At 63.2% G+C, this 12,540-nt stretch carries 17 protein-coding genes; 12 read left to right on the top strand and 5 right to left on the bottom strand.

Annotated elements, in window-relative coordinates; all coding sequences use genetic code 11:
- Positions 1 to 43 precede the first annotated feature (43 nt).
- Positions 44 to 277 (top strand): GlsB/YeaQ/YmgE family stress response membrane protein, encoded by a 234-nt coding sequence (locus H0485_RS01260; RefSeq protein ID WP_226933509.1) that lies wholly within the window; start codon positions 44 to 46, stop codon positions 275 to 277.
- Here the strand turns inward: H0485_RS01260 and rnhA are convergent, their stop codons facing one another.
- The 4 genes from rnhA to H0485_RS01240 all read right to left on the bottom strand — a co-directional run bounded on the left by rnhA (position 278) and on the right by H0485_RS01240 (position 3,100).
- Positions 278 to 742 carry a ribonuclease HI gene (gene rnhA / locus H0485_RS01255; protein WP_226933508.1) on the bottom strand — a complete coding sequence of 155 codons (465 nt, stop codon included), beginning with the start codon at positions 740 to 742 and terminating at the stop codon, positions 278 to 280.
- A 4-nt stretch (positions 743 to 746) separates the two neighbouring features.
- Entirely contained in the window at positions 747 to 1,700 is a 954-nt protein-coding gene (gene ispH, locus H0485_RS01250) for a 4-hydroxy-3-methylbut-2-enyl diphosphate reductase (RefSeq protein WP_226933507.1), read from the bottom strand.
- A 7-nt stretch (positions 1,701 to 1,707) separates the two neighbouring features.
- On the bottom strand, positions 1,708 to 2,238 hold the full coding sequence (locus H0485_RS01245; RefSeq protein ID WP_226933506.1) for a YqaA family protein: 531 nt from the start codon (positions 2,236 to 2,238) through the stop codon (positions 1,708 to 1,710).
- A 286-nt stretch (positions 2,239 to 2,524) separates the two neighbouring features.
- The gene (locus H0485_RS01240) at positions 2,525 to 3,100 is read right to left on the bottom strand and encodes a LabA-like NYN domain-containing protein (protein ID WP_226933505.1); all 576 of its coding nucleotides are present in this window, start codon (positions 3,098 to 3,100) and stop codon (positions 2,525 to 2,527) included.
- A gap of 140 nt (positions 3,101 to 3,240) precedes the next feature.
- Between H0485_RS01240 and folK the strand changes: the two genes are divergently transcribed.
- The 9 genes from folK to era all read left to right on the top strand — a co-directional run bounded on the left by folK (position 3,241) and on the right by era (position 11,139).
- A complete protein-coding gene (gene folK / locus H0485_RS01235) occupies positions 3,241 to 3,831 on the top strand; it encodes a 2-amino-4-hydroxy-6-hydroxymethyldihydropteridine diphosphokinase (RefSeq protein WP_226933504.1) in 591 nt (196 codons plus the stop codon).
- A gap of 147 nt (positions 3,832 to 3,978) precedes the next feature.
- Positions 3,979 to 4,332 (top strand): DNA-directed RNA polymerase subunit omega, encoded by a 354-nt coding sequence (gene rpoZ, locus H0485_RS01230; RefSeq protein ID WP_226933503.1) that lies wholly within the window; start codon positions 3,979 to 3,981, stop codon positions 4,330 to 4,332.
- 40 nt (positions 4,333 to 4,372) lie between these two features.
- Entirely contained in the window at positions 4,373 to 6,490 is a 2,118-nt protein-coding gene (locus H0485_RS01225; protein ID WP_226933502.1) for a RelA/SpoT family protein, read from the top strand.
- A 56-nt stretch (positions 6,491 to 6,546) separates the two neighbouring features.
- On the top strand, positions 6,547 to 7,263 hold the full coding sequence (locus H0485_RS01220) for a DUF2062 domain-containing protein (RefSeq protein ID WP_226933501.1): 717 nt from the start codon (positions 6,547 to 6,549) through the stop codon (positions 7,261 to 7,263).
- A 63-nt stretch (positions 7,264 to 7,326) separates the two neighbouring features.
- Positions 7,327 to 8,079 (top strand): pyridoxine 5'-phosphate synthase, encoded by a 753-nt coding sequence (locus H0485_RS01215; protein WP_226933500.1) that lies wholly within the window; start codon positions 7,327 to 7,329, stop codon positions 8,077 to 8,079.
- Positions 8,080 to 8,107: 28 nt separating this feature from the next.
- Positions 8,108 to 8,563 carry a holo-ACP synthase gene (acpS, locus tag H0485_RS01210; RefSeq protein ID WP_226933499.1) on the top strand — a complete coding sequence of 152 codons (456 nt, stop codon included), beginning with the start codon at positions 8,108 to 8,110 and terminating at the stop codon, positions 8,561 to 8,563.
- A gap of 121 nt (positions 8,564 to 8,684) precedes the next feature.
- Positions 8,685 to 9,491 carry a signal peptidase I gene (gene lepB, locus H0485_RS01205; RefSeq protein WP_226933498.1) on the top strand — a complete coding sequence of 269 codons (807 nt, stop codon included), beginning with the start codon at positions 8,685 to 8,687 and terminating at the stop codon, positions 9,489 to 9,491.
- A gap of 3 nt (positions 9,492 to 9,494) precedes the next feature.
- Positions 9,495 to 10,184 carry a ribonuclease III gene (gene rnc, locus H0485_RS01200; protein ID WP_226933497.1) on the top strand — a complete coding sequence of 230 codons (690 nt, stop codon included), beginning with the start codon at positions 9,495 to 9,497 and terminating at the stop codon, positions 10,182 to 10,184.
- The gene (gene era / locus H0485_RS01195) at positions 10,177 to 11,139 is read left to right on the top strand and encodes a GTPase Era (protein ID WP_226933496.1); all 963 of its coding nucleotides are present in this window, start codon (positions 10,177 to 10,179) and stop codon (positions 11,137 to 11,139) included. The genes rnc and era overlap by 8 nt, the downstream gene beginning before the upstream one ends.
- On the opposite strand, the gene H0485_RS01190 is transcribed toward era, so the two are convergent.
- A complete protein-coding gene (locus tag H0485_RS01190) occupies positions 11,120 to 11,314 on the bottom strand; it encodes a hypothetical protein (RefSeq protein WP_226933495.1) in 195 nt (64 codons plus the stop codon). The two genes, era and H0485_RS01190, sit on opposite strands and share 20 nt — an antisense overlap.
- Positions 11,315 to 11,344: 30 nt before the next feature.
- On the opposite strand from H0485_RS01190, the gene H0485_RS01185 reads away from it, so the two are divergent.
- Positions 11,345 to 11,680, top strand: a complete 336-nt coding sequence (locus H0485_RS01185; protein ID WP_226933494.1) for a DUF1491 family protein — start codon at positions 11,345 to 11,347, stop codon at positions 11,678 to 11,680.
- 114 nt (positions 11,681 to 11,794) lie between these two features.
- On the top strand, positions 11,795 to 12,526 hold the full coding sequence (gene recO, locus H0485_RS01180) for a DNA repair protein RecO (protein WP_226933493.1): 732 nt from the start codon (positions 11,795 to 11,797) through the stop codon (positions 12,524 to 12,526).
- The last annotated feature ends 14 nt before the right edge of the window (positions 12,527 to 12,540 follow it).

Genomic DNA, 12,540 nt, shown 5'->3' with positions numbered 1-12,540 from the left:
GCTTCCCATATCTTTCTTAAAGAGCGAGCAGGGGAGGGAGAGCATGCCGATTGTCTGGCTGATGATCATCGGGGCTGCGGCCGGGTTTCTGGCAACGCGGCTGATGCGGCTCGAGACCGATCTTCTGACCACGGTGGCGATCGGCGTCTTTGGCGCGCTGATCGGAGGCGGATTGCTGCGGCTGCTGATCTGGGCGCTTGGCGCGGCGGCGGGCTTTGGCGGGGCCTTTCTCGGCGCGCTTGCGCTGATCTGGATCTGGCGGCGCTATTCCCGCTGATCAGGCCTTTGCCGATTTCTTGAAAGGCGCCATGCCGCTGCGGGCAAGGGCATCGGCACGCTCATTCTCTTCATGTCCGGCATGGCCTTTGATCCAGCGCCATTCGACCTGATGGCGGGCCTGGGCCTGTTCCAGCCTTTGCCAGAGCTCGACATTCTTGACCGGTTTTTTATCGGCAGTCTTCCAGCCATTGCGCTTCCAGCCATGGATCCAGCTGGTGACGCCGTTTTTGACATAGGCGCTGTCAGTGACGACGATGATGCTGCTGGGGCGGGTCAGGCTTTCCAGCGCCTGGATCGCCGCCATCAGCTCCATCCGGTTGTTGGTGGTATCGGGCTCGCCCCCGGCCAGCTCACGCTCTTTGAGCAGGGTGGCGCCGTCACGGGCGATCAGCAGCGCGCCCCAGCCGCCGGGGCCAGGATTGCCCGAACAGGCCCCGTCGGTATAGGCGAAAAGCTCAGGCACGACGTCAGACCGGCTCGCGCAGGATGCGCGGAACTTTGAATTCGATATTCTCAACGGCGGTTTCAACCAGCTCGACCCGGACCTCAAAGCGCTGGCGCACGGCGTCGATCACCTCCTGGATCAGCACTTCCGGCGCCGAGGCCCCGGCGGTGATGCCAAGAGCCGAGATCCCCTGCAGGGCGCGCCAGTCGATGTCAGCAGCGCGCTGCACCAGCTGGGAATAGCCGCAGCCCGCGGCTGAGCCGACCTCTACCAGACGGCGCGAGTTTGAGGAATTCGGCGCCCCGACCACCAGCAGCGCCTCAATCTTCGGCGCAATCGCCTTTACCGCCGCCTGGCGGTTGGTGGTGGCATAGCAGATATCTTCATGGCCGGGGCCGGTAATGGCGGGGAAGCGGGCTTTCAGCGCCGCAACAATCGCCGCCGTATCATCGACCGAGAGCGTGGTCTGGGTCGAGAAGGCCAGCCGGTCCGGGTCGCGGACCGTGATCCCCGCCACATCCTCGGGGGTTTCGACCAGGATGACCTCGCCCTCGGGCAGCTGGCCCATGGTGCCGACGGTTTCGGGATGGCCCTCATGACCGATGAAGATCAGCTGCAACCCGTTGGCATGATGGCGTGCTGCCTCATTGTGAACCTTGGTGACCAGCGGGCAGGTGGCATCCACCGCGATCATCTGCCGGTTTCTGGCCTCGGCCGGCACCGATTTCGGCACACCATGCGCCGAGAAGACCACGGGCCGGTCATCGGGGCATTCGTCCAGTTCCTCGACGAAGATCGCGCCTTTGGCCCGCAGACCGTCCACGACGTAGCGATTGTGGACGATCTCATGGCGGACATAGACCGGCGCACCCCATTTCTCGAGCGCCATCTCAACGATGCGGATCGCGCGATCCACCCCGGCGCAGAACCCGCGCGGAGCAGCAAGATAGAGGGTCAGCGGCGGTTTCGCAGTCATGGTCGGCTCATGGCTCACTTGCAGCGGAGGGCTGGGTCAGAGGTAGTGTCAATTCCGCCCCGGGTCCAGTGGCCGGGGCCGGATCGGGGGTGAAAACCCCTGTGATCACCCCGGCGGTGGCAAGGGCGACCACCCCATAGCGCGCGGTTTTGGCAAGCGAGACCAGCAGCAGAAACGGCAGGAACGGCAGGCGCATCAGCCCGGCCAGCGCCACCAGAAAATCACCGCCCGGAGCCCAGGACAGCAGCAGTGACCAGCGCCCCCAGCGGGAAAACCAGGCCCGTGATTTCGTAAGGCCTTCGGGGGTGAAGGGAAACCAGCGGCTGCCCTTGAGCCGGTCTGCCTCACGGCCACAGAGCCAGGTGATGCAGGATCCGGCAATATTGGCGGGGGCGGCGACCAGGATCAGCAGCCAGGGGCTGGTGCCGGCAGATTGCAAAGCGATGAAGGGCAGTTCTGAATTCATCGGCAAGGGCGTCGCCGCCAGAAAGGCGGCGAGGGCAAGACCGAAGAGGCTGGCAAGGAGGGGCAGGCTCACTGGAGTTTTCTTTTTCTGGTCCCCGCTCTGGCGGGGGCGGCGCGACAGGACATAGCAGGCGCCTGACAGTTTTACAAAATTCCAGGCTCTGCGCGCCGGACGGGGGAAAACGCCCGGCGGAAGCCCTCAGTGAGGCTGTTCTGACTGGAAGACTTTTCTGACTGGAGGTTGTTCGGACAGGTCCGGACAGATCCGGCAGAGGCTCGTTCAGAGCGGGCACCTGGCCGGGTGATGCGCGGCAAGCGCAACCCGGCAGATGTGCCACAGATCACCCAGTCCTGCAGGCTCAGCCCGCGCTGGTGTTTTCTTCTTCGCTGCCGGCCGGGCGGGTTTCGCGCGGCGGGCGGCCGATGACATCACGCAGCTCGTCCAGCTCGATGAAGTTGTCTGCCTGACGCCGCAGCTCATCCGAAATCATCGGCGGCTGGCTGCGAATGGTCGAGACGACAGAGACCCGAACGCCCTGGCGCTGCAGGCTTTCGATCATGGGCCGGAAGTCACCATCGCCCGAGAACAGTACGACATGGTCCAGACGCGAGGCCAGCTCCATGGCATCGACCGTCAGCTCGATATCCATATTGCCTTTGACCTTACGGCGCCCCTGGCTGTCGGTATATTCTTTGGCGGGTTTGGTGCGCATGGTGAAGCCGTTATAATGCAGCCAGTCCACCAGCGGGCGAATCGGTGAGTACTCTTCGCTCTCAAGCAATGCGGTATAATAGAACGCCCGCAGCAGCTTGCCGCGACGCATAAACTCCATCCGCAGGAGTTTGTAGTCGATATCGAATCCCAGCGATTTGGCCGCTGCGTAAAGATTCGATCCGTCGATGAACAGCGCGAGCCGTTCGTCTTTATAAAACATTCGTAATTCCCCTCAAGAAATTGCTTCAGCAATGCCTTTCCATCCAGGAACGCCTTATAAGTGGTCGTGGTTCCGGAGAAAACTTCTGGCCCTTTGCGGCCGGGAACTGCAGTTGTGATGCAACTAATGAACTATACGGTATGAAAGTGATTAAAGACAAACCCTCAAGCACTGTCGTTGTCGCACTTGGCGCAAATTTGCCATTCGGGAGCCATGCCCCGGCAGAGATTTTGCGGGCTGCTCTGGCTGCGCTGCAGCAGGCGGGATTAAAGATTACTCTGCAAAGCGCCTTTTACCGCACGCCCTGCCTCCCTGCAGGGGCAGGTCCTGACTATGTGAATGCCGTGGTGGCGGTCGAGGATTCGCTGCAGCGCAATGCGCATGAACTGTTGCAGATTCTCCATAGTATTGAATATTCTTGGGGGCGGGAGCGTGTTCAGCGCTGGGCGGGCCGCACGCTTGATCTGGATCTGATTGCCGTGGGTGATTCGGTGATGCCGGATCCGGCGGGCTGGCGGCACTGGCGTGACCTCGATCCACAGATGCAGCAGCGCGAGGCCCCCGGCGAGCTGATCCTGCCGCATCCGCGTCTGCAGGACCGGGCCTTCGTTCTGGTGCCGATGGCCGAGATTTTGCCCGGCTGGCGGCATCCGGTGACCGGATACAGCGTGTTGCAGATGCTCGGCGCGCTTTCCGCGGCGGATCGGCAGGGGGTTGAGCGGCTGGACTGAGGCCGGAATGGCGTTGGCGGGCTGCTTTTGCGGCGCAGCAAAGTCGCGTTACCAGGGCCTGCGGCAGTCTTGTCAATCCCGGGCAATGCGCCTAAACAGAGCTTTTCCGAGAGCCGGTCCTTAATGGGCCCGAAACTGGAGTGTCCCATGGCCCGCGTTACGGTCGAAGATTGCGTCGATAAAGTTCCGAACCGCTTTGAGCTGGTGATGCTTGCGGCTCACCGGGCGCGCGAGATCAACACCGGAGCGCCGCTGACGGTGGATCGCGACAACGACAAGAATCCGGTCGTCTCGCTGCGCGAGATTGCTGACGAGACCCAGTCGGCTGATGCGCTGCGGGAGCGGATGATCGAAAGCCATCAGACCCAGATCGAGGTCGATGAGCCGGAAGAGGATCAGATGGCTCTGCTGATGACGGGCGAAGTTGACCGCCCGCAGCAGGATGACATGTCTGAGGAAAAGCTGCTGCGCGCTCTGATGGAAGCCCAGGGCGAGAACTGACAGAAGGAGGCGGGGCGCAAAATCGCCCCGGGCGCGGGCGATGATCGACGTTGAAGACCTTGTCGCCCTCGTCCGGAATTATAATCCGCGCTCCGATGCTGACCTGATCCGCAAGGCCTATGCCTATGGCCTCAGGATGCATGACGGGCAGGTCCGCAAGTCGGGCGAGCCCTATTTCACCCATCCGATCGCCGTCGCCGCCATTCTCACCGAGATGCGGCTTGATGATGATACGATCGTCACCGCTTTGCTGCATGACACGATCGAGGATACCCGCTCGACCTATTCCGAAATCTCGGAACAGTTTGGCCCGGAAGTGGCCGAGCTGGTCGATGGCGTTACCAAGCTGACCAATCTGCAGCTCTCCTCGGCCGAGAGCAAACAGGCCGAGAACTTCCGCAAGCTGTTCATGGCGATGTCGAAAGATCTGCGGGTCATTCTCGTCAAGCTGGCCGACCGTCTGCATAATATGCGCACGATCAAATCGATGCGGGCAGAAAAGCAGGCGCAGAAAGCGCGTGAGACCATGGAGATCTATGCGCCGCTGGCCGGTCGCATGGGGATGCAGTGGATGCGCGAGGAGCTGGAGGATCTGTCCTTCCGCGTGCTCAATCCCGAGGCGCGCCAGTCGATCATCCGCCGCTATGTCGTGCTGCAGAAGAAGACCGGCGATGTGGTCCATAAGATCAGCGGCGATCTGCGCAGTGAGCTCGACCGCGAGGGCATCGAGGCCATGGTCTATGGCCGGGCCAAAAAGCCCTATTCGATCTGGCGTAAAATGCAGGAGAAGGATCTGTCCTTCTCGCAGCTCTCGGATATCTACGGCTTCCGGGTGATCTGTGGCTCGGTGGATGACTGCTACCGTATCCTCGGGGCGATTCATCAGCGCTGGCATGCGGTGCCGGGCCGGTTCAAGGATTATATCTCGCAGCCGAAATCGAACGGCTACCGCTCGATCCACACCACGGTCTCGGGTCGCGATGCCAGCAAGGTTGAGGTGCAGATCCGTACCCGCGAGATGCATGAGGTGGCCGAGGCCGGGGTTGCCGCGCACTGGTCCTATAAAGAAGGCGTGCGCGCGCCGAACCCCTTTGCCGTCGATCCGGCCGACTGGATCAGCCAGCTGACCGAGCGGCTCGACGAAGAGGATCACGACGAATTCCTCGAGAATGTCAAACTCGAGATGTATCTTGACCAGGTGTTCTGCTTCACGCCGAAAGGCGATGTGGTGCAGCTGCCGCGCGGCGCGACCCCGCTTGATTTCGCCTATGCGATCCATACCCGGATCGGCAATATGACGGTCTCGGCCAAGGTCGATGGCATTCGGGTGCCGCTCTGGACCCGGCTGAAAAATGGTCAGTCGGTTGAGGTGATCACTGCCGAGGGGCAGCGTCCCCAGGCGACCTGGGTGGATATTGTCACCACCGGCCGCGCCAAGGCGGCGATCCGGCGCTCGCTGCGCGAGGAGGATCGCGGTCGTTTCATCCGTCTGGGCCAGGAATTGCTGCGTGCCGCCTTTGAGCATGTGGGCAAGAAATCCGGCGAGAAAGCCCTGCGCACTGCCGCCAAACTGCTGGGCTGCAGCGATGAGATGGATCTGCTGGCCAAGGTTGGCAGTGCCGAGATGACCGCGCGCCGTGTCGTCAGCACGCTCTATCCCGATCTTGCCACCCATGAAGGCCCCGAAATCGATTCGAACCGCCCCGTCGTCGGGCTGGGCGAGGATGAGGCTTTCCGCCGTGCGCCCTGCTGTCAGCCCTTGCCGGGCGAGCGTATCGTTGGCATCACCTGGCGCGGCAAGGGCGTTGTCGCCCATGCGATTGACTGCCCGGCTCTGGCCGAGTTTGAGAGCCAGACCGAGCGCTGGATCGATCTGCAATGGCTGCCTGGCCGGCACGCGGCGATCCATACTGTCTCACTCGAAATGACCATTTCGAATGATGCCGGGGTGCTGGGGCGGATCTGTACGCTGGTGGGCGAACATCGTGCCAATATCTCGGACCTGCGCTTCACCGACCGCAAACCGGATTTCTACCGTCTGCTGGTCGATGTCGATCTGCGCGATGTCGAGCATCTTCACGTCGTGCTGAACGCTCTTGAAGCTGACAATGATGTTGCGCAGATCTCACGGCACCGGGATAAGAACCGGCAACCCTGATCCTGAGGATCCGCGCCCGGGCTCTGGCCGGGGGCATAAGATGAAAAGGCAGCATTGTGGTTTTCAAGCGCCGAGATCCGCAGACCTGGGGTGCCCGGGCGCGGGAAATGGTCTGGCCGCGCGGCGGGCTAAAGCGCGCGACCCAATATGTTGTGCACCGTATGCGCCGTCTGCCGGACAGCCCGCAGCGGGTGGCGCGTGGCATTTTTATCGGCTCGGTCATTGGCTTTCTGCCCTTTCCGGGGCTGCAGTTCATTGTGGCCTGGATCGGCGCGCGGCTGGTGAATGGCAATCTGCTCGCGGCCTTGCTGGCGACGCTGAACACCAATCCGATCACCACGCCTTTCTTTGCCGTGGCCTCTATGTCGCTGGGCCACTGGATCCTTGGCATCGAAAAGCCCCTCTCGGCCGAATATATCGGCCATGCCTTCGCCAGCGCCGGATCGGATCTGTGGCATAACTTTCTCGCGATCTTCACCTCTGACACCACCCGCTGGGGCGGGTTGCTGCAGTTCTGGAATGAGATCTATCTGCCCTATTTCATCGGCGCGCTTGGCCCGGCCATCGTGCTCTCTGCTGTGGCCTATTACATCACCCTGGTTCTGGTCAGCGCCTATCAGAAGGCCCGCGCCTCACGGGCGCGCGAGCACAGCGAGAAACGCCGCCGCCTGAGAGAGATGCTGGCAGATGCCCGTGAGCGGATCGCACAGCGCCAGGAGGCTGAGCGAAACAGCCCTGAAGTGGCAGGTGACGACGGCCCGGCTTCGCCCTAGACTGCGCCGACTCGTGGCGGGCAGCACTGCGCCCGCGCGTTCTGCGCTGATAAAGGAGACGACATGTCGGATCGCGGTAAGCTGAGGCTCGGGGTGAATATTGACCATGTGGCCACCGTCCGTAACGCCCGTGGATCTGCCTGGCCTGACCCTCTGCGCGCGGCTTTGCTGGCCGAGGCTTCGGGAGCTGATGGCATCACCGCCCATCTGCGCGAGGATCGCCGCCATATCCGTGATGCCGATATGGATGCTCTCGCGGCCGGGATCGGTATCCCGCTGAATTTCGAATGCGCCGCGACCGATGAGATGCAGGCAATTATTCTGCGCCTGAAACCCCATGCTGCCTGCCTCGTGCCGGAAAAGCGCGAAGAGCGCACCACTGAGGGCGGACTTGATGTCGCAGGCGATGAGGCCCGGCTGAAGGCCTTCGTGGCGCCGCTGCGCGAGGCAGGCATCCGGGTCTCGATGTTCATCGGCCATGAGACCGCGCAGATTGAGGCCTCGGCCAGGATCGGTGCGGCGGTGGTTGAGCTGCATACCGGTCTCTATTCTGAACTTCATGCCGAGGGGCGACATGCTGAGGCCGAGGCCGAGCTTTCCGCTTTGCGCCAGGCTGCGCGCCATGCGGCTGCGCTGGGGCTTGAGGTCCATGCCGGCCATGGGCTGACCTATGATAATGTCGAGCCGGTCGCAGCGATCCCGGAGGTGGTTGAGCTTAACATTGGTCACTTCCTGATCGGCGAGGCGATCTATCTGGGCCTCGGCCCGGCGATCGAGGAAATGCGCCGCCGTATGGATGCGGCGAGGCTCTGGTGACAGACCCGGGCCGGGCCCCGGCGCTGCGATGATCCTCGGGATCGGAGCCGATCTGGCCAGTATCGAGCGGATCGAGGCCACGCTGGCCCGGTTTGGCGACCGCTTCCGCAACCGCGTCTTCACGCCCCTGGAACAGCATAAAGCTGAGACCAGGCGTGAGGTCGCGGCCACCTATGCCAAACGCTGGGCCGCCAAGGAGGCCTGTTCCAAAGCGCTTGGCACCGGGTTGCGGATGGGGATTTCCTGGAAGGATATGGCGGTGTCAAACCTGCAGACCGGGCAGCCGGTGATGGCGGTGACCGGCTGGGCGGCCGAGCGGCTGGCGCAGATGACGCCGCCCGGCCATAGGGCGCTGATCCATGTCACCCTGACCGATGATCACCCCTGGGCTCAGGCCTTTGTGGTGATCGAGGCGCGGCCGCTCGGGCCGGAAGGCGGGGCGGCGGATCGGGCAGGCTCTGGTGAGAAAGACCCCGCCGGGTGATCTGGCGGGAGGCGTGTCATCGCCCGTTGCCAAAGCAGGGGGCAGTTTCAGGGCGGCGGCTTGACAGCCTCTGTCCCGGGGCGCAAGAAGCGGCCCGATCAATCGAGGAAGGCTGAGGCGGATGGCAAGAGCAAAACCGAAATCTGCGCTGCATGAAACCATCAGCACGGTGGTCTGGGCGCTGGTCATTGCGCTCGGCTTTCGCACCCTGTTTTTCCAGCCGTTCTGGATCCCTTCGGAATCGATGAAAAGCTCGCTGCTGATCGGCGATTTCCTGTTTGTGAATAAGATGGCCTATGGCTATTCGCGCTATTCCTGCCCCTTTGCGGTCTGCCCGATTGAGGGCCGGATCTTCGGCTCTGACCCTGAGCGTGGCGATGTGGTGGTATTCCGCCACCCGACCAGCGGCGATGATTACATCAAGCGGGTGATCGGCCTGCCGGGCGACACGGTCCAGATGAAAGAGGGTCGGGTGATCCTTAATGGTCAGGAACTGGTGCAGCAGCCTGACGGGATTTTTGCCGAGACCTATGAACCCCAGGGGCCGATGAAGAGCCTGCCGCGCTGTGGCAATGGTGTGGTCGGGCTTGGGGCCAGCTGCGAGCGCTCGCGCTCGATTGAGACCATCCCCACCGGCGAGGGCGATAAGACCCGCTCCTATCCGGTGCTCAATATTGCTGATTCCACCGGATTGCCGGATAATTCCGAGATTTTCACGGTTCCGGAGGGGCATTTCTTCTTCATGGGCGACAACCGCGACAATTCCATGGATTCGCGTTTCCGTCAGGGGGCGCAGGGTGGCGTGGGCATGGTTTCGGCTGATCTGCTGATCGGTCGCGCCGACCGGGTGATTTTCTCGGCGGCGGGCAGCCGCTTGTGGTATTTCTGGACCTGGCGTATGGACCGGTTTTTCCATGGAATCGAGTAACACGTGAGGCTCTCGGCCGATCTTAAAGCGTTTCAGACCCGTATCGGACATGAGTTCGCGCGGACTGAGCTTCTGGTGCGCGCAGTCACCCATTCCTCGATCGCCTCGACGACCCGGCCCGACAACCAGCGGCTGGAGTTTCTCGGCGACCGGGTTCTGGGTCTGGTGATGGCCGAGGCTCTGTTCTCGGCCGATAAAGCGGCGACCGAGGGACAGCTTGCCCCCCGGCTCAATGCGCTGGTGCGCAAAGAGACCTGTGCTGAAGTGGCCCGCGATATCGGGCTGGGCGAAGTGCTCAGGCTGGGACGCTCGGAAATGCTCTCCGGCGGGCGGCGTAAAGAAGCGCTGATCGGCGATGCGATTGAGGCGGTGATTGCCGCTGTCTATCTTGATGCCGGGTTCGAGACCGCCCGTGCCCTGGTGCTGCGCCTCTGGGGCAAACGCATCAGCGCGGTCGAGCCGGATGCCCGGGATGCAAAATCCGCTTTGCAGGAATGGGCCCAGGCCCGGGGCATGGCGCCGCCGAAATATACCGAGACCGGCCGCGACGGGCCGGATCATCAGCCGCAGTTCACGGTCGAAGTGACGCTCGGGAACGGAGCGCATGAAAGCGCCCGGGCGGGGTCAAAACGCCTCGCCGAGCAACAGGCCGCCGCGGCCCTTCTGAAACGGCTGGAGGCCGGTCATGAGTAACGAAATTCCCCCCCTCGGGGCCGATGCCGAAACCCCGTCAGAGGCTGTGACCCGCGCCGGCTTTGTCGCGCTGATCGGCGAGCCGAATGCCGGCAAATCAACGCTGCTGAACCGCATGGTCGGGGCCAAGGTCTCGATTGTCACCCATAAGGTCCAGACCACCCGCACCCGGATCCGTGGTGTGGCGATGGAGGGCCACAGCCAGATCGTCTTCGTCGACACCCCGGGCCTGTTCCGCCCGCGCCGCCGTCTCGACCGGGCGATGGTCAAGGCTGCCTGGGGCGGGGCTGCCGATGCCGATATCGTGGTGCTTCTGATTGAGGCGCATCGCGGCATCACCGAAGGCGTCGAGGCGATCATTGAGCGGATGGCGGCTGAACTGCCCAAAGACCGCCCCGTGGCGCTGGCGATCAACAAGATCGATAAACTGGCAGCGGAAAAGCTGCTGGCGCTGGCTCAGAAGGCCAATGAGGTTTTCCCCTTCGTGAAGACCTTCATGATTTCGGCCGAGCGTGGCTATGGGGTGCAGGATCTGCGCGCCTGGCTGGCGGCTGAACTGCCGCAAGGCGAGTGGTTCTACCCGGAAGATCAGCTGGCCGATCTGCCCTTGCGCATGATCGCGGCCGAGATGACCCGCGAAAAACTGACCCTGCGTCTGCATGAGGAGCTGCCCTATCAGCTCACCGTCGAGACCGAGAAATGGGAGGAGCGTAAAGACGGCTCGGCCCGGATCGACCAGGTGGTCTATGTGGCCCGCGATGGTCATAAAGGCATCGTGCTGGGCAATCGTGGCGAGACGATCAAGGCCATCGGCCAGGCCGCCCGCGCCGAGATTAAGGAATTCCTTGACCGCGAGGTCCATCTCTTCCTGCAGGTGAAGGTGCGCCCGAACTGGATGGAAGAATCCGAGCGCTATTCGGAAATGGGGCTTGAGTTCAAAGACGGGAACGCCTGATCAGGCGTTTCAGCGTGGCGAGGGCCAGCCAGAGTAACCCTCCCGCGCCGATGATTTTTGCCGGGCCCCTGACAGCAGGGTCCTGGCCCGCCCCCTTCGGATCGGCTTTCATCACCAGCGCCGGGAGCGCGGCAGCGGCAAGGGCGATCAGCGCGCCGGTCGGGGGTCTGGCCATCGGGTTTCTCCGCAGCAAAGGCGAGGCAGGATGCCGAGATTAACCGCAGAATTCTGGGTCCAGGCCTATCTCCGCCGGCTGAGCCTTGCTGATATTCCTGCCTATGTCACGCAAAAGGGCGATGTCACCGCCGGGGCGGTGATGGTGAAGCTCGCCACGCTGGATGGCATGGCGCAGGCCTTTGAGCGCCGCACGGATCTGATGAGCGGCGGCCGGGTCTGGATTTCCTATGCCGAGGGCGAGGAGCGCAGCGTCGATGAGGCTTTGTCCCGCGCCCGCGCCCGCGATCCCGATCTCTGGATCATTGAAATTGAGGACCGCCAGGGCCGCACCCTGCTGGATGAGCCTGGCCTCACGGGCGACTGATTTCGCCGCCGCTTTTCATCTGTCTGAAAATATCCCGGGGGGTGGGCGCCAGAGGCGGCCGGGGGGGCAGCGCCCCCTCTTGCCGGGCTGAGCCTCGCGCGCGATATTCGGCTGATGATGGAATGGCGCGACGAAGGCATTGTGCTGGCGGCAAAACCGCATGGGGAAAGCGCCGCGCTCCTCACGCTTTTCGCTGCGCGCGAGGGGCGGTTTTCGGGCATTGTGCGCGGTGGCACCTCGCAGCGGATGAGCCCGCATCTGCAGCCCGGTGGCCAGGTGGCGGCGGTCTGGAAGGCGCGGCTCGGCAGCCATATCGGCAGTTTCACCATCGAGCCGATCCGTTCCCGCGCCGCGCTTTACAGCGATGCTCCGGCGCTGGCGGCGCTGAGCAGCTCAGCCGCGCTGCTGCAGCTGCTGCTGCCCGAACGTGCGCCCCATCCGCAGCTTTGGCAGCAAAGCCTCAGCCTGCTGGATCAGCTCGGCCGGCCTGGCTGGCAAAGCGCCTATCTCCGCTGGGAATGCCAGCTGCTGGAACAGTCGGGCTATGGGCTGGATCTGACCAGTTGCGCGGTCACCGGCAGCAGCGATGATCTGGCCTATGTCTCGCCCCGCACGGGACGCGCGGTCAGCAGGGCGGGGGCCGGAGACTGGGCCGGGCGATTGCTTATTTTACCGCCCGCTTTGGCCGGGGGGACAGGCATTCCGGCGGCTGATCTGCCCCTGGCGCTGCAGCTGACCGGGCATTTCCTCGCCCGGGCGCTGGCGGAAAGCGGACAGAGCCGCCCCTTGCCCGAGGCCCGTCAGCGCCTCGCCGGTTATTTTGCACGGGCGGCCGGGGGAAGCTGACAAAGGCGACCTCC

The organism is Pseudogemmobacter faecipullorum (assembly GCF_020539525.1).
Lineage (GTDB): Bacteria > Pseudomonadota > Alphaproteobacteria > Rhodobacterales > Rhodobacteraceae > Pseudogemmobacter > Pseudogemmobacter faecipullorum.
Note: the sequence above shows the minus strand (reverse complement) of the source record. Positions and strands in the feature narration are given on the sequence as shown.